At 55.6% G+C, this 15,913-nt stretch carries 15 protein-coding genes; 6 read left to right on the top strand and 9 right to left on the bottom strand.

The annotated features are described in order from the left end of the window. Window positions 1-166 precede the first annotated feature (166 nt). Window positions 167-1,909 carry a cytochrome c peroxidase gene (locus PSR63_RS11480; RefSeq protein WP_274333413.1) on the top strand — a complete coding sequence of 581 codons (1,743 nt, stop codon included), beginning with the start codon at window positions 167-169 and terminating at the stop codon, window positions 1,907-1,909. Between the two features lie 10 nt (window positions 1,910-1,919). On the opposite strand, the gene PSR63_RS11475 is transcribed toward PSR63_RS11480, so the two are convergent. From PSR63_RS11475 to PSR63_RS11465, 3 genes are all read right to left on the bottom strand, one after another. Then, a complete protein-coding gene (locus PSR63_RS11475; RefSeq protein ID WP_274333411.1) occupies window positions 1,920-2,816 on the bottom strand; it encodes an alpha/beta hydrolase in 897 nt (298 codons plus the stop codon). A 92-nt stretch (window positions 2,817-2,908) separates the two neighbouring features. Further along, a complete protein-coding gene (locus PSR63_RS11470; protein ID WP_274333409.1) occupies window positions 2,909-3,319 on the bottom strand; it encodes a carboxypeptidase-like regulatory domain-containing protein in 411 nt (136 codons plus the stop codon). A 50-nt stretch (window positions 3,320-3,369) separates the two neighbouring features. Next, entirely contained in the window at window positions 3,370-4,335 is a 966-nt protein-coding gene (locus PSR63_RS11465; RefSeq protein WP_274333408.1) for a DUF1559 domain-containing protein, read from the bottom strand. 430 nt (window positions 4,336-4,765) lie between these two features. Here PSR63_RS11465 and PSR63_RS11460 point away from each other — a divergent pair, with 430 nt between their 5' ends. After that, entirely contained in the window at window positions 4,766-5,239 is a 474-nt protein-coding gene (locus PSR63_RS11460) for a hypothetical protein (RefSeq protein WP_274333407.1), read from the top strand. Window positions 5,240-5,281: 42 nt separating this feature from the next. Here the strand turns inward: PSR63_RS11460 and PSR63_RS11455 are convergent, their stop codons facing one another. Beyond that, window positions 5,282-6,160 carry a thermonuclease family protein gene (locus PSR63_RS11455; protein ID WP_274333406.1) on the bottom strand — a complete coding sequence of 293 codons (879 nt, stop codon included), beginning with the start codon at window positions 6,158-6,160 and terminating at the stop codon, window positions 5,282-5,284. A gap of 8 nt (window positions 6,161-6,168) precedes the next feature. After that, window positions 6,169-7,344, bottom strand: a complete 1,176-nt coding sequence (locus PSR63_RS11450; RefSeq protein ID WP_274333404.1) for a serine hydrolase domain-containing protein — start codon at window positions 7,342-7,344, stop codon at window positions 6,169-6,171. A gap of 210 nt (window positions 7,345-7,554) precedes the next feature. Here PSR63_RS11450 and PSR63_RS11445 point away from each other — a divergent pair, with 210 nt between their 5' ends. Together PSR63_RS11445 and PSR63_RS11440 are read left to right on the top strand one after the other, a co-directional pair. Then, a complete protein-coding gene (locus PSR63_RS11445) occupies window positions 7,555-7,989 on the top strand; it encodes a hypothetical protein (protein ID WP_274333402.1) in 435 nt (144 codons plus the stop codon). A 234-nt stretch (window positions 7,990-8,223) separates the two neighbouring features. Then, window positions 8,224-9,177 carry a DUF1559 family PulG-like putative transporter gene (locus tag PSR63_RS11440; protein WP_274333400.1) on the top strand — a complete coding sequence of 318 codons (954 nt, stop codon included), beginning with the start codon at window positions 8,224-8,226 and terminating at the stop codon, window positions 9,175-9,177. 77 nt (window positions 9,178-9,254) lie between these two features. On the opposite strand, the gene PSR63_RS11435 is transcribed toward PSR63_RS11440, so the two are convergent. From PSR63_RS11435 to PSR63_RS11425, 3 genes are all read right to left on the bottom strand, one after another. Beyond that, window positions 9,255-9,593 carry a DUF3307 domain-containing protein gene (locus PSR63_RS11435; protein ID WP_274333398.1) on the bottom strand — a complete coding sequence of 113 codons (339 nt, stop codon included), beginning with the start codon at window positions 9,591-9,593 and terminating at the stop codon, window positions 9,255-9,257. A 20-nt stretch (window positions 9,594-9,613) separates the two neighbouring features. Further along, window positions 9,614-9,955, bottom strand: coding sequence for a hypothetical protein (locus PSR63_RS11430; protein ID WP_274333396.1), 342 nt, complete (start codon window positions 9,953-9,955; stop codon window positions 9,614-9,616). A 96-nt stretch (window positions 9,956-10,051) separates the two neighbouring features. Beyond that, the gene (locus PSR63_RS11425) at window positions 10,052-10,273 is read right to left on the bottom strand and encodes a hypothetical protein (protein WP_274333395.1); all 222 of its coding nucleotides are present in this window, start codon (window positions 10,271-10,273) and stop codon (window positions 10,052-10,054) included. Window positions 10,274-10,369: 96 nt separating this feature from the next. Between PSR63_RS11425 and PSR63_RS11420 the strand changes: the two genes are divergently transcribed. Continuing rightward, complete coding sequence (locus tag PSR63_RS11420; protein WP_274333393.1) at window positions 10,370-12,253, top strand: thioredoxin domain-containing protein; 1,884 nt, start codon at window positions 10,370-10,372, stop codon at window positions 12,251-12,253. 21 nt (window positions 12,254-12,274) lie between these two features. On the opposite strand, the gene PSR63_RS11415 is transcribed toward PSR63_RS11420, so the two are convergent. After that, window positions 12,275-13,030 (bottom strand): hypothetical protein, encoded by a 756-nt coding sequence (locus PSR63_RS11415; RefSeq protein WP_274333391.1) that lies wholly within the window; start codon window positions 13,028-13,030, stop codon window positions 12,275-12,277. A gap of 245 nt (window positions 13,031-13,275) precedes the next feature. Between PSR63_RS11415 and PSR63_RS11410 the strand changes: the two genes are divergently transcribed. After that, complete coding sequence (locus PSR63_RS11410) at window positions 13,276-15,795, top strand: prolyl oligopeptidase family serine peptidase (RefSeq protein WP_274333390.1); 2,520 nt, start codon at window positions 13,276-13,278, stop codon at window positions 15,793-15,795. The last annotated feature ends 118 nt before the right edge of the window (window positions 15,796-15,913 follow it).

Here is a 15,913-nt window from a genome sequence, read left to right as displayed (position 1 = left end):
AAAATCTCCGGATTTGGGGAAAGGTCTCTGTATTGTACTTAGGCTCGAAACACAAATCACGCCACTCTTGCCGGGACGAGATTCCCCGTTTTGGCTTGTCCCAGTCGGGCTGCTATGGGAAAATCAGTTATTCCCCCGACCTTTTTCCCTCCGCATCTATTGGCTCATGATCCGTTTCCCCGCAATCGCCGCTGTGCTCCTTTTGGCGTCCGTTAGCTACGCCGCACCTGCTGACCGCGTGGATCCGTCTCAACCGGCACTTCGCTGCCCGGAAGACCTCATTCTGAGCGAAGATGGCCAGTTCCTGCTGACTGCCAATCGTGGGACCGGTACGATCTCGGTCGTGGATCGCAGCGAGGGGAAGATCTCTACGGAATGGCGTATTGGCCAATCGATCATTGACCTGCTGCCACTTCCCCAGCAACGAATTCTGGCCCTGGATGGCGGAACAAACGAAGCCATTTTACTGAAACAAAATGGAGACGTACTGGACATTCTCTCGCGTGTCGAGCTTCCCTACTCTCCGGTCAAGTCGGATGTAAGCTCGGACGGACAACAGATCTGCGTGAGCTGTCTCTGGCCCCGAAAGGTCGTTTCGCTCAGCATTGCCGGTGATCAACTCAAGCTCCAGCGGGAATTGATTCTGCCGTTTGCCCCACGGGTGGTGCTGTTTGTCCCCGATGGTCAATCGATCTTAGTGGCGGACAACTTCGGCGGCCGGTTGGCCATCGTCGATGCCAACACATTCACTGTGCGGCATATGCGTGAGTTTCCGGCGCATAACATTCGCGCGATGGCGCTTTCGCCTGATGGAACGAAACTACTATTCGCCCATCAACTGCTCAATAGCCTGGCGGTTACCAACGAGAACGATATCCACTGGGGCCTGGTGATGAGCAACGAGCTGCGCTGGGTACCACTGGACCATGTGCTGAACCCGGAAGCTGATTTCTACGGTAACGGTTTCATGCATCCCATCGGCGAGCCAGGCAAGGGGGGGGGAGACCCGACCGACATCGCCGTGATCGACGATCTACAGGCAGTCGTTTCCATGGGAGGCACAGGGCAGGTAGGCATTGGTAAGTACGAAGCCTTTGGGCTGTTTCGTGTCTCGGTCGAAGAGCATCCGACTGCGGTCGTCATTTCGCCTGAGAAAGACGTCATTTACGTGGCCAACGGATTCGGCGATTCGATTTCGCTCGTCAACATCAAGAAGGCAGAAACCACGGGGCGGATCTCGCTGGGTGCAGTGAGAGAACCGAAGCTGGCCGAACAGGGAGAACGCCTGTTCCACAATGCCCGCCTATCGATGGAAGGGTGGATGTCATGTCATAGCTGTCATACCGATGGCCATACCAACGGCCTGAGTAGCGACAACTTAAGCGATCGCTCGTACGGCGCACCCAAGCGGATTCTTTCGCTTTTGGGGAAAGCCGATACACCACCCTTTGGTTGGCTGGCCGTCAGTGACACGCTGGAAGAGCAGGCCAAGAACTCGGTTAAAACAACCATGCATGGTCGTGACCTTACCGATCAGCAGGCCTCGGCCTTGGCGGCCTACATGAAGAGCCTGCCGCTTCCGCCACCGATCGACATGCTGCAAGCCACACGCGAGCAGGCCGCTATCGAACACGGCCGGCAGATCTTCCTGCGTAACAACTGCATCAAGTGCCATGCTCCGCCGCTCTATACTTCGCCGGAAGTCTACGACGTGGGGATGCACGATAAAGAGTTGAACCGCGAATTCAATCCACCTTCACTTCGCGGGATCGGGCATCGTGATACGTTCTTTCACGATGCCAGGGCGACCTCGCTGCGAGATGTGTTCGAGGTCCACGGACACCAGCTGGCGGTCGAATTGACCGACCAGCAATTGGATGACCTGATCCAGTTTCTGCGAAGCCTCTAACTCAAGCGGCTTACTTGGCCGCTTGCTTGCTGCTCAGGACTTCTTTCTTCAGCCACTCGCTCGCGAGATCTGGCCAGTGGGTGACTGGCTTCTCGGTTGGTCGCAGACCATAGCCATGGCCACCCGAGGTGAAAACGTGTAATTCGGCCGGAATGTTCAGTCGCTTCAGGCCCAAGTAATAAGCAATGCTGCCGGTCGAAGAGATACGGTCGTCGCTGGTGTGGACCAGGAACGCCGGTGGCGTGTTTTCATCGACGAAAGCTTCCGGCGTCAGCTCGGTGTCGGCATCCTTCTTATTCAAATAGGCAGGGTAGACGAGCACCGAGAAGTCCGGGCGAGCGCTCAGTTTATCGGCGTCATCAATGGGACTGTAAGCGGCATCTTCCGCGTTGGAGGTGACGGCAGCCAGGTTACCACCGGCGGAGAAACCCAGGATGCCAACCTTTTGGGGATCAATCTTCCATGCTTCGGCATTGGCTCGGGTGACGCGAATCGCACGCTGAGCATCGCTCAGTGGGTTGGCGTACACCTCACCTTCCTTGGCACGAGGAACACGGTAGTGCAGCACGACCCCGGTCACACCGATCTTGTTCAACCACTGGGCAACCTCGACCCCTTCCAGGTCATAGGCCAGGATGTGATATCCGCCACCAGGACAGATGACCACGGCCGCACCGGTGTCGATTTCTGCGTCCGGCTTGTAGACGGTGATCTTCGGTTTGGTCACCTTTGTCACGCGGTTGCCGATTCGATCGTCCATTTCATCGACGATCTCTTCCTTCTCGCCGGCAGCCAGACCAGGGACTTTGCCCTCGGGCCACAAGTTTACGGCAACCGATTCGGCAGCAAAGGCAGGGGAAACAAACGCGAGAATCGCCAGCACAGAGAAAAGTCGTAAGTGAGTCATGGTGGGTGGTTCTATCGTGGTGCAAGAAATGAGAAAGGGGCAGGATCGACCTTTGAGGTTAGCCTGCCCTTGCTGCGATTGCAATCGATTGACTAGGAACTGGTCAGTTCCAGGTCGAAGTGATTCTTCCCTGGTTCGACAGTTCGTACCAGTTCTGAATCTTCGTTGTACTTGTTGGGCACCTTTTCCGGCATGCCGGGATCTTCTACCCGACCATTGTCGCCGATCACTCGTTCACGAAACGTCGTCACGCGGACTTCGTGATCTCCCAATAGCGCGCCTTTGGATCCGGCGGCAAACTCGATCGTGAAGTTCCCACTTTCATCCGTGACACCTTCCGCGGTGCGACCTCCTTCGAGAGGACGAAACGATACCACGGCACCGGTCAAAGGGTTGCCATCGAGCGTGACCGACCCTTCGACGGTCCCCAACTGGGGACCGGAAGAACCACATCCGACCAAGCAGAAAAACAGCATGAGCGTCCAAGACAAACGAGCAAGCATGAGTACCTCGCATTCCATAGCAAAAGAGAAGATCAACAGCCGAATCAGACTTAGTACTCTCCGATCGGATTGCCATCGTCTTTGCAGATGAGGTACTCGTACACGCTGTCGACGTTGCTGTCGGTATCGTGATCGATGGTTTCCGGCAGGAAGTGCACCGAGCCATCGACGAACAGGAACTGGGCACCGCCGGGATGGTTACTGCTAAAGCCGCGATCACAATCTTGCGAGTTCGTGCAGTTGATTGGCCAGCGACCACCTGCGGTGACATACGAATGTCCCTGACGGCTATGGTTGGCCGTGTCCCCGTTGGCCACTAACTGAGTTCCAGCACGTAGCGTTCGATCGGCCAGCTTGTAGGCTCGTTCACCGATGGCAATCGTGTTACTCGTCCCGTCGACCATGTCTTTGAACTTAAACACGCGCCCATTGGTGTCCTTGGCCATGAAGCCATTCCAGTTGTCTCGATCGAGCGTATTGCTATCGTTGGCACCAACATAGTTGGCCAAAGCAATCGCGTCGCAGCCACTGCCTGTGCAATCCGCACTGCCGTCTCCACTGCCAGAGGGAACCTTACGGGCGGTGTTTTCATCCGGGCCGCTTGCTGACGGACAACGGTATCCATCGAAACCTTCCTTTGCCGCGGCAAGTCGGGTGGCATCCCCCAGCGAGACTTCACCCGGAAGAATGCCCACCTGAAGAAGATCGTAGAGATTGTCCTGCTCGACCTGCGGCAAGATGAATGCTGTCCAAGTCCACGTGCCACATTTTCCTTCGGGACAACTGCTGACAGCCAAGCGAGCCTGATCGAGCATCATGGCGCTGGGGAACTTGCCATAGACATCGTGATAGTTGTGCACGGCAATGCCGATCTGCTTTAAGTTATTCGAGCATTGCATCCGCCGAGCCGCTTCACGGGCTTGCTGCACGGCCGGCAAAAGCAGGGCAATCAAGACGCCAATAATGGCGATCACAACCAATAACTCAACGAGGGTAAATCCCTTTACGTTTCGCATGATGGTCTCCAGAACAGAAAAGATAGGATGGATCAGGAAGAGCGACATTATGTTCAGAATGAATGAAAACCTTGTCGCCTAACCCCCTATCGTAACGGCTTTACGTAGTACTGAAAGTTTTTTCTGGCGTTTTGTTCTTCTTTTAGACGTTCGAGGCAACTTTCCGCGGCTGGAAGATCGATTGGATTGAATAGCTAACGCACATCGAGGCTAGCAACTGAGAAGAACGCAAGAGGCACACAGTTTGCACTTCTCAGAGAACAGTTCCCAACTTTGCACTGTGAGCGAACGACGCAGGTTTGTAACGTACGCTTCAATGCTTGGTGAAGATCGCAACAATCTTCCCCAATCGATATTGCCAAGTCGGGCCAAAGTAAGCGTTAATACGCTACGCACGAACAACTTATTCTCTGCATCAGGAACCCAAACCATGGGTCAAAAAGCCGTTGTTGTCGTCTCGCTTGACGATCAGATGGCTGGCGGAACGTATCTTCTACGCGGCATTGCGGATGCCCTGGAAACCGACACGCTCCCCAACTTACAGCTTCTTCCTACCACGCCGATCGAGGCCGTTCATCAGACGCAAGCTGAAGAACTTCAAGGGGTTATGTTCCTGGGGACCACGGTCGCCAAACGTGCCGTTGAAGTGGGCCGTCTGACCGACATCGATCTCTGGAATCCACTCGAATACAAGCACGACCTGTTGAGCTCGTGGCATCGCAAGATGACCAAGGCCAAGAAAGAGGGACAGATTCCGACCCTTGCTCGTGCTTTGTTCCTGCACCACGAAGAAGCAGTCCATTCGGATCAATTGGCAGCGACCATCCTTCCGATGGTTCGACGCATTGGTCTCTGGACCCGTTTCTGGAACAAGCAACAGGTAAAGACCAAAGCATCCGCGTAGTCGCGGTTTGAGGCGAAAAGTCAACGGCGATGGTGACTTAGCTCACCCGCCGCACTGGCCGCACGGTTTCCCTTCATCGGCGTCGCAATACTTCCCGCGGCTCGTTTTGCCATAATGCTCGCACATCTTGTTGTGCCGCACGCCGCTCGAAGTGTTCAGCCAGTAGCCCGTCGGCTGCATCGGTTCTGCCGGGCGCTTCGCATCATCCATTTCTCGCCGGCGTTTCTCTGCCAGTCGATATCGCCAGGGTGGCTCAGGACTTACATCGCGCCAAAGCCCGACTTTCCCTGCTGCGGCCGTCTTCTGGCTTTCGGCCAGGTAAGCATCCCCATTGAAGTGACGGTAATGCCAGGCCATTCCGCGAGCGAGTTGATCGTAATTCAACCAGCGATCTGCCAGGTAGATTTGGCCGAGGATCCTTCCGTATAGATCGGTCTTCTCGTAAGCGACTACGACTTCTTTGCCATAGATCGCATCATTCAGAGCCTGGCGACTCTTGGTTCCAAAGGCCTGACCGCGCTCTGGTGCGTCGATTCCATCTAAGCGAATGCGATGCTGTTTCTTATCCGCATCGAGCAGGCCGATCGTGTCGCCATCGGCCACGAAGATGACCTTTCCGCGAAGAATCTTCACGTGCTGCGCGGCAATCCATTCTTGATCGACAGCGGAAAACCGTGCCTGGGGAATGAGCAACATTTGCCCGCTTTCCGTCCAAAGCGCTACACGATCGCCGTCCGGATAAGCGAATCGCGATTTTGTCAGAATTTTTCCACTGACGTCATGCCACTGGCGAAATGAGTCGACCAGGGGAGGATCTGGCTGTGCTTGTGCCAAAAGCAACGGAGTTGGCAGCAATGCCAGCACCGCGCAGAGGATTGCCAGCCGACAACATTGCAGGACACGAGTTGAAGCGATCGGCATGCTTAGAATCACTTACTCAGCGCTGCTTTGGCGGCGTTCTGAAAATCCTTCCGCAAGTCGCTTGCATCGCTGTTGCGAAAATTCGAGCGTTGAACGAGTAGCAGATAGACTCGGCCTGTTTTCGGATCGGCCCAGCTTTGTGTGCCGAACGCTCCGCCGTGCCCGAACGAGCCAGGGCTCAGCGCTTCGGTTACGCCTTGCGGCTCTTTCACCACGCAGTAACCAAGCCCCCAGCGATTGCCAGGCGTGAAGCCGGTGACGATTTCATCTGGGGTCTGCGCCTTGGTTAGTTCGGTCACGGAATCCCGCGATAGGATCTTGGTGCCACCGAGAAAGCCCCCGTTGAGCATCATCTGGTAGAAGCGAAATAGATCGCTTGCCGTTGAGTAAAGTCCCCCGCTCGGACTGGGGTAGGGATTGGTTTCGACGTTCCCATTCCGTCTGGTGCTCGGCTTCAATTCACCGCTATCTTTATCCAATGCATACAACGTGGCGATGCGTGGCTTTTGCTCGTCCGTCGGGGCGAACGTCGTGTCGTTCATTTTCAGTGGATTGAAGATCTTCTCTTGCAGGTATTCACCGTACGGCTTGCCCGAGGCGACTTCGATTACGCGACCCACCACGTTTAAGCCAGGGCTGTATTGCCACTTGGTTCCCGGCAAGCTGTACAGGGGACGTTCGGCCAAGATCTTTCCCTGGTTTTCCAGAGACTTCACCACACGTTGATCACCACCCAAGCCCGAGGTGTGCGTCAAAACCTGACGTAGCGTGATCGGCTTCTCGAGCTTCTTTCCCTCGAGTTTGACGTCGGCGAACTCGGGGATGTACTTGGAAACCGGATCATCGAGATTCACTTTCCCTTCTTCAACCAGAGTCATCAGCGCGGTCGCCGTAATTGGCTTAGTCATCGAAGCGATCGCAAACATGGAATTTCGCGTCATCGGCTTGTTCGACTCGAGATCGGCTTTGCCAACGGCACTCAAATGAACCACCTTGCCGTCCTCCGAGACCAGGGTAACGGCCCCAGCTACAACGTTCTCATCAATCAGCTTCGCGACCGCTTCGTCGACCTGTTCGATGACGGGAACTTTCCTGGCAGTATCCTCAGCCAAGACCGGCATAGCGACGGCCAAAAGCAGAAAGGCTGTCCAGCTGCGACAAAGTGTCCAAAGAGGGGATTGCATCGCGAAGGGCTTTCAAAGGGTGAGCTTAGGGGCAGAAAAGCTGGCAGCGTACCGAAAACAGCACCGCTGTCAAGCATTTTTGCCCCTCGGTTGGGGTCGGTAGTTTCCGCGAATTCGCCGTGAAGTGTTCATGAATGCGTTGAGCAGACCATGGCCTTCTGTCTAGAATAGTGGTTGCTTTAAAGGTCAATCATGTCCTCTGGGAATTCTATGCGGCAATTTGGTAGCTACGCTCTGATTGCCACCTATCTGGTGGTACAGCTTTTTGGACAGGTAATTCATGCCTGGTCCGGCTGTGAGCACGCGCACCTGCCAGGCCATTCCCATCACCCGGTGGCAGTGGCCGAAGATCATGGGCACCACCACCATGATCATGGACATCATCATCATCACGACCACAGTCATGACCACGCCGAACCGGTTTCGCAGGAAGTGCCAGGCTGGCACGCCGGCGAGCATTCGCACGGGGTCGCGATCGATGGTTGTTTGCTCTGTCAACATTTGGCCCTGGGGCAAATGGCAGAGACTCCCCTGGTTGCTACGGTCGATCGCGTTGTTCTCAGCGATATCGTCCCGCAATCAACTCGCCTGATCACGGCGAAATTATTGGGTCCTAATTCTCCACGGGCACCCCCGGTAGCGTAACTCTTAGCTATGGCGCTTCCCTTATGCGCCAACGATGATTCCTTTTTCCTCAACCATCGAGGAGAGAGGTCTAGGCTCTGTGACTCCAATGTCCCGGTGTCCTAACCATCAACTTTCATCGCCCGTGCTCCGCAATATTCGCGAAGCACGCCTCTGTACGCTACACAATTTCATTAATCCCCCGGACACACCTGGTGTGTTTTGGGCTGCCTATACCCATAGAGAATCTTAGAAATGACCCTACGCAAAGGTTTTACACTCGTTGAGTTGCTCGTCGTGATCGCCATCATCGGCGTCTTGATTGCCCTGCTGCTGCCAGCTGTGCAACAAGCTCGTGAAGCGGCTCGCCGGACTTCCTGCTTCAACAACCTGAAGCAACTCGGCCTGGCCATGCACAACTATCACGATACGTTCGGCAGTTTCCCTAGTGGTTACATCGCCACCGCCTCCGACACGAAGACTCCCCTCGCCGAAGGCGAACCAGGCTGGGGCTGGGCGTCGCTGATTCTGCCGCAGATGGAACAAGGCAACATCGCCGATAGCCTGATTGACTATCGCTTAAGCATCACCCATGGCAACAACCAACAGGCTCGCGAAACGATCATTCTGCCGTATGCCTGCCCTAGCGATCGTTCGCCGGAAGTGTTCGACCTACACATGGAAGACGGTTCGCATTTGGAACTAGCCTCCGCAAACTACGTCGGCTGCTTCGGCACGATCGAACTGCACGACTGCGAAGGCCTACCGGCCGGACAGCGCTGCGACGGCAACGGCATGCTCGGGCACAACGCCAAGCGAGCCATGCGAGACGTGACCGACGGTACCAGCCACACGTTGATGGTCGGCGAACGAGCTACGTCGATTCGTGGAGCCGACGAACTGCTGTTCAGCACATGGGTTGGTTCGGTCAGTGGCGGCGAAGAAGCGATTGCCCGCATTCTGGGTATTGCCGACCACGCGCCCAACAGCCAGTACGACGAAGAGCACGATCATGATGACGATGGCGACGACGATCACGATCACGGAGAGCACCACCTCGACGACTTCGGCAGCCGCCACCCAGCCGGCACGAACTTCGTCTTCGCCGACGGCTCGGCTCACCTGATCACCGAAACGATCGACCTGGCCGTCTACCAGGCGTTGGCAACCCGCAACGGTGGCGAAGTGGTTTCAGGAGATGCTTACTAACCTGCTGTCGGATCACGTGATCTTAAAGACAATAACCCAGGGCTTATGCCCTGGGTTTATTTTTTCCTTAAGCTTCTTCACGTAACCCAAACCTTGACGTACCACAGACACAAGAAGTGCAGGTACTGGTCAAAGCCTACCGTCGCGAAGAACGCGTGCATGTTTTGTTTCTGGTAGAAATACGACGTCACGCGGCTGGTGCCGAAGTCGACCGCGAAGTGCAGCACGCCGTTGATCAGTGCGAACTGAATGCCTGGCACCAGCCCCAGCATCGGTATACAGGCCACGCCCATCACGGCCGTGTAGACGCCCACGTGGGCAGATAGCGCCGCGAGGTTCTTGCTCTTGTTCTCAGCCATCCACCGACTTTGGCAGAGGAAGTCGGCGATCCAATGGATCAGCATGATGTACGGCATGGTTCTCGCCAGACCTATTATCAGTCAATCCCGAGCAGAGGCTCTTCTTCCATAATGATCGGGCCACGTGGTCCTATGAGACTCATAAGCTCCGGTCGAAATTTGGTGACCATGTCCTGCGGGGTGATGACATGGCGACGCGTGAACTCGAACCAAGTCATCTCGGTTCCCGGTTTCTGCCACCAATGCGGTAAGCTCGCAGCGACAATCCCTTGCTGGTAAGTCATCCCGCCGTTTGAAAAACAAGGGACGCCCGAGCTCTTGATTGCCTTGTGGCTCGATCGATTCGCTTCATCCGCTCCAAAAGCGACCGTCACCAGCATGGTGCTGAGCAACATCCCTAGCCCGATCCGTCGAATCATTTTGACTTCTCCTGCGATAGACTTCGGCCAAATAGACGCACAACGCCCACCTTACCTTGCCGGGCAGATCAGAGGCAACGCGAGTTTCCCGGTGCCTTACTTTCCAAGCGCGTACTGACGCAGCAGCCCGCACCCTGGGCAGCGAAACGAGGTCACTCGCAGAGCATTGGCACAGCCACCAAACGCGAGAGGAGTGAGGCTGGAAAACGTTGCCTGACCTTTGACCCAGCGTGACTGGATAATGAAGCCCCCGTCCATGAACTCGGGCTGAAATCCTTCTTCCATCATTACGTCACAATCAGGACACTTCACGTCCACCTTTGGTTCTCCTTTCTCACTCGCAATCTTTCCGCCGATCGCCTATCCTCAAGGGACACTACTCACCTCGGCATCCCACCTAAAGGCCGTCACCTCATGAAATACTTCGCTATTTTAGCGCCAATCTTAGTGATAATCGCGGCGCATTTCGCCTGGGCCGAAGACGCCCCGCAGAAAAATCGCCTGCGACTGGAGACCTCGGCCTATTTGCAGATGCACGCCGGGAACCCGATCGACTGGTACCCCTGGGGAGAAGAAGCACTGGCCAAAGCGAAGGCCGAAAACAAGCCGATCTTCGTTTCGATCGGCTATGCCAGTTGCCACTGGTGCCACGTGATGGAAAAGGAGAGCTTTTCCGATCCCAAGATCGCCGAGTTTCTCAACGAGCACTTCGTCTGTATCAAGGTCGATCGGGAAGAACGCCCTGACGTCGATTCCGTATACATGCTGGCCACGCAGATTATGTCCAACAGCGGCGGCTGGCCGTTGAACGTCTTTCTGACGCCCGATGCCAAACCCTTTATCGGCACGACCTATCTTCCGGCCGAAGATCGCGAAGTACCGCTGGCCGATGGTCAGGCAATCGGTGTGCAGCCAGGTTTTCTGACGTTGGCTAAACGAGTCGCGGTAGCCTGGAGCGAGCAACCCAAGCAACTGGAAGAAGTGGGAGACAACGTCACGCGGGCCTTGAAGCAGGTACTCGGTCGCCCGCTGTTGCCGCCAGACCTAGCAGAAAGCGATAGCATCTTCCGGACGTTCGACCGCACGCTTGAGAAAGAGTTTGATCCACGCTTCGGTGGATTCGAGTTCGAAGAAGGGAAGGACCGCATTCCCAAGTTCCCACAGCCATCGTACCTGACGTACCTGCTGAAGCGGAACGACGCCGGCAACGCCACTGCCGGTAACATGTTGGAGTTAACGCTTGAGAAGATGGCCCACGGCGGCATCTATGACCAGGTGGGTGGAGGCTTCCATCGCTATAGCACTGATCGACACTGGAAGATCCCCCACTTCGAGAAGATGCTATACGACAACGCTCAGCTGCTTTCGATCTATGCCCAGGCCTCGAAGTCGCTTGAAAAGCCCGAGTTCGCCGAGGTTGCCCGCGGGATCGCCGACTTCGTACTCAGTGAGATGACCGGCCCCGAGGGACAATTCTATAGCGCGATCGATGCGGACTCCGACGGGGAAGAAGGAGCCTACTATCGCTACGCGCCTGAGGAACTTCACGAGAAGCTTTCGGCCGATCAGCTGCGTCTGGCTGAACAGGCCTTCGGCATGACTGGCGAGCCTAACTTCGAAGACGAATACTACGTCCCGCAATTTCACGGTGCCCCAGAAGCCGAAAAGCTGGACGATTTGAAAGCGGCACTCTTGGCGATTCGCAATCAACGAACCAGGCCGTTTCTCGATAAGAAGGTAATCACCAGCTGGAACGGACAAATGATCCGCGGCCTGGCCGATGCCGGACGAATCTTGGAGGAGCCGCGTTACATCGAAGCAGCTTCCCAGGCAGCCAACCATTTGCTGAAGTCGGCTGCCGATAACGATGGTCGCCTCCGCCGCACGTCCGAAACCAAAGAGAATCAGCCACCGGCCTACGTGGATGATTATGCTATGCTTATCGATGGTCTGCTTGCTCTGCACGAGGCTACCGACAATCAGCGTTGGATAGACGAGGCTGTCAAACTACAAGCTACGCAGCAGAAACACTACTGGGATGAAGCTTTCGGCGGGTACTACTTCACGCCGGATGACAACTCGAATCTGATCGTTCGCGGCAAGCTTTATACCGATGGCGCTTTACCGAGCGGAAATGCCGTTTCGGTTAGTAATCTGAAAGAGCTGGCCAAGCGGGTGCCTGACCAGGCCAATCAGTACAGCGCGTGGGCGCAAAAGACGATCGAGTCAAGCTCGACGCTACTGAACGATCACCCCAACAGCACGGCGCGTATGGCGGCTGAGCTGGTGGAGAACTGATTCGATAGAGCTGCAATCGTGTCAGAACGGAAAGAAGTTCACCACCTGCAAAATCAGCATCGGCAGATTCCATAGCAGCATCGCAGCGACTCCCAGCCAGTGCAGCCAATCTCGGCGATCGTGTGTCGTTGCCTGGTCCCACACGGCGAGAACGACGACCACAAATATCCCCAGGATGTTAATCGCCACGTTCGCGTACGAGTAGATGTCATTGAGAAAATACCACTGATCCTGCAAGAGCATACTTCCAAACAGAAGCATGACCAACACGCTTTGCAGAATCGGTGTGACCAGGGCCAATCGCCAGGCAGGCCTCACCGGCATCAAGATTCCCGCGACTAAAAAGCAAACCAGAAAGACAAGCTGCTGCCCGAGGAAAAGAAACATCATTGGGCTCTGATCGTCCAAGACGATGGATTCTTCTCGAGAGAAGAGAACCGCCCGCAACAGATTCGCGATCGATTGAATAATGAATGAGACGCCAATCAGACAAAGCAGCCAATGCCCTGGCTGAAAATCGATGGGTTGTTTCAACAAGTAGCGGCGACCAAAGGAAAACAGCGTTGTTCCCCCGAGCACGAAATTGATCAGTGCCGGAATCATGAACACGACTTGGATCATGGGCATTTGCGGCTGGGATGTCTGCAACCAGAACCCACACGTCACCGCCGCGATCGTCACACCCACCATGATGTCGAGTATCGTAAACTGCGTGCGGGCATCCTGGATCGGTGATGATTCATCCGTTGGCACGTCCTGGATTTCATCGTAGGACATAATGGTTCTCCCTTGGCCTAACACGCTTCGCACGATGATGGCATCTTTGGGCCAGGTCTCGATTGCTATCAATGTCTCTCAGCATGCCTAACTTTATGCGCAAAATCCAGTGTCGGATGCAAAATAGGCTGTGCTGCAAAAAGGTTCCACGTTGTGTCATCGATTCAGGTTGCTGCCCGGCGGCTTGAATCTATGATGGAATTACCCCTTAAGCCCCACCTTTACCCTCTATCTCTCGATTTGCCATGACGCTTGCGCTTCGCATCTTCTTGTTCGCTACTTTGTTATTCGTTGCAACTGCGCCGATCTTCGCGCAGGGAACCGCAGCCGATTATCAGCGCATGCAGCAGTTGGGACGGATGACTTCCGGCAAGGTATTTCGCGATGATGTCACACCCAACTGGCTGACAGGAGGAGACCAGTTCTGGTATCGCGTGCGAACAGGGCAAGGGCAGCATGAATTCGTTTTTGTGGATGCCACCAAAGGCCTGCGCGAACCGGCGTTCGATCACGGCAAGCTCGCTCAACAGTTGGGCGAATTACTGAAGAAAGAGATCCAGCCGGCTCGGTTACCCTTCGAGCGAATTCAGTTTTCGGAAGACTTCAACCGGATCATCTTTGAGGTGGCTGGAGACACCTTTCAGGTCGACCGCAGCGATCAGTCACTAGCGCGGCTTGACCAACCGACCGAGTCGCTTCTTTCCAGCATGCCTGCGTTCCAGCGACCGTACCCTTCGACCGATAAAGGGGGCGAAATCACCCTGAAGATCGTCAACGAAACGGCAGACACGGTGAAACTATTCTGGATCGATCGCGACGGACGACCGGTCTTCTACAACGATGTCGCTGCTAAGAAGGACTACGAACGGCGTACGTTTGTCGGTCACGTCTGGCTGGTCCTCAATCCGCGCGGCCAAGCCCTGGCCGTCTTCGAAGCCGCCGATCCGGTCAGTGTGTTGAAGGTCGACGGAAAGAATGTCCGCGAATTGCCCCGACGTCGTCGACGGGGCGACCGTGGACCACGACCAAGTCGTACGTCTCCCGATGACCAGTGGACCGCATCGATTGAGGATCACAACCTCGTGATCCGCCAGAAGAACTCCGGCGAACCGATTCGGCTGACGACCGATGGCAAAGCGGATAAATACCTGAACGACCGCTTCTATTGGTCGCCTGACTCGAAACGATTGATCGTGATGGAAGTCACGCCAGGGCAGGGGAGGGAAGTGACCTTTGTCGAATCATCTCCCGAAGACCAACTGCAGCCGAAGGTCCACAAGTTTTCGTATGACAAACCCGGTGACAAGATCCGCCAACAATGGCCGCGGCTGTTCGACCTGGAAACGAAGGAAGAGATTGCACTCGACCGAAGCCTGTTCGAGAATCCCTACGCTATCTCGGAAGAGTCGTGGCAGGCCGACAGCAGCGAGTTTCGTTTTCTGTACAACCAGCGAGGTCACCAGGCGCTCCGCGTGCTGGCCATCGAGCGCAGTGGAACGGTCCGGACCATCGTCGAAGAAACGAGCAACACCTTCATCGATTACACCAACAAGGTCTATTACAACCCCGAGCCGGAAGAGAATGAGTTGGTCTGGATGTCGGAGCGTAGCGGTTGGAATCATCTCTACATGATCGATGCGGCCAAAGGAGAAGTCCGCAATGCGATCACCGAGGGCGAGTGGGTTGTCCGCGAAATCGAACGTGTCGATCGCGACAAGCAACAAATCTGGTTTACGGCCGGGGGCATCGTTCCTGGACAAGATCCCTATTACCTGCATCACTGCCGTGTCAATTTCGATGGTAGCGGGCTGACGATTCTGACCGAAGGAGATGGCTCGCATCAAATCAACTACTCGCCCGACGGACGTTATGTAATCGACCAGTACAGCCGGGTCGACCTTCCTCCGGTGCATGCCCTTCGTCGGGTGGAAGACGGTTCGCTCGTGTGCGAGCTAGAACGAGCCGATGCCAGCCAGTTGCTGGAAACCGGCTGGCAGATGACCGAGCGTTTCACGGCCAAGGGACGCGATGGCAAGACCGACATCTACGGCGTGATCTACTTTCCCACGAATTACGATCCGGCCGAAAAGTACCCGGTCATCGAATACATCTATGCCGGGCCACATAGTGCTTTCGTGCCGAAGCGTTTCTCGATGCACAGTGGGCGGCGCGAGCTGGCTGAACTCGGTTTCATTGTCGTACAGATCGACGGCATGGGCACCAATCATCGAGGCAAGGCCTTTCATGATGTCTGCTGGAAGAACCTTTCCGACTCTGGCTTTCCGGATCGTATTGCCTGGATGAAAGCGGCCGCGGAGAAGTTCCCCAGCATGGATATTGAGCGGGTCGGAATCTACGGCGGTTCCGCTGGTGGGCAAAGCGCGCTGGCCGCATTGCTTTGGCACGGCGACTTCTACGACGCGGCAGTTGCCGATTGTGGTTGCCACGACAATCGCATGGACAAGATCTGGTGGAACGAACAGTGGATGGGTTGGCCGATCGATGAGTCGTATGCTCAAAACTCGAACGTCACCCACGCCCATAAGCTGCAAGGTGATCTCTTCCTGATCGTGGGCGAAATGGACACCAACGTTGATCCGGCCAGCACCATGCAGGTGGTCAATGCCCTGGTCAAAGCAGACAAAGACTTTGACCTGTTGGTCGTGCCGGGCGGTGGTCATGGTATTGGCAGCGGTCGCTATGGGATGCGCCGTACGCGCGACTTCTTCGTCCGCAAGCTATACGGCGTTGAGCCTCGGCGATAAGGCCAACAGGCTTCGTTGGTCGATTTTCTACGCGGACAGCAGAATTTGATAACGCATTCGATTACCATGGAATGTATGCCTAGAAGCTTTGCTTTTATTGTCGCCCGCCCCACGGCGG

The sequence above is a fragment of the Bremerella sp. P1 genome (assembly GCF_028748185.1).
GTDB lineage: Bacteria > Planctomycetota > Planctomycetia > Pirellulales > Pirellulaceae > Bremerella.
Note: the sequence above shows the minus strand (reverse complement) of the source record. Positions and strands in the feature narration are given on the sequence as shown.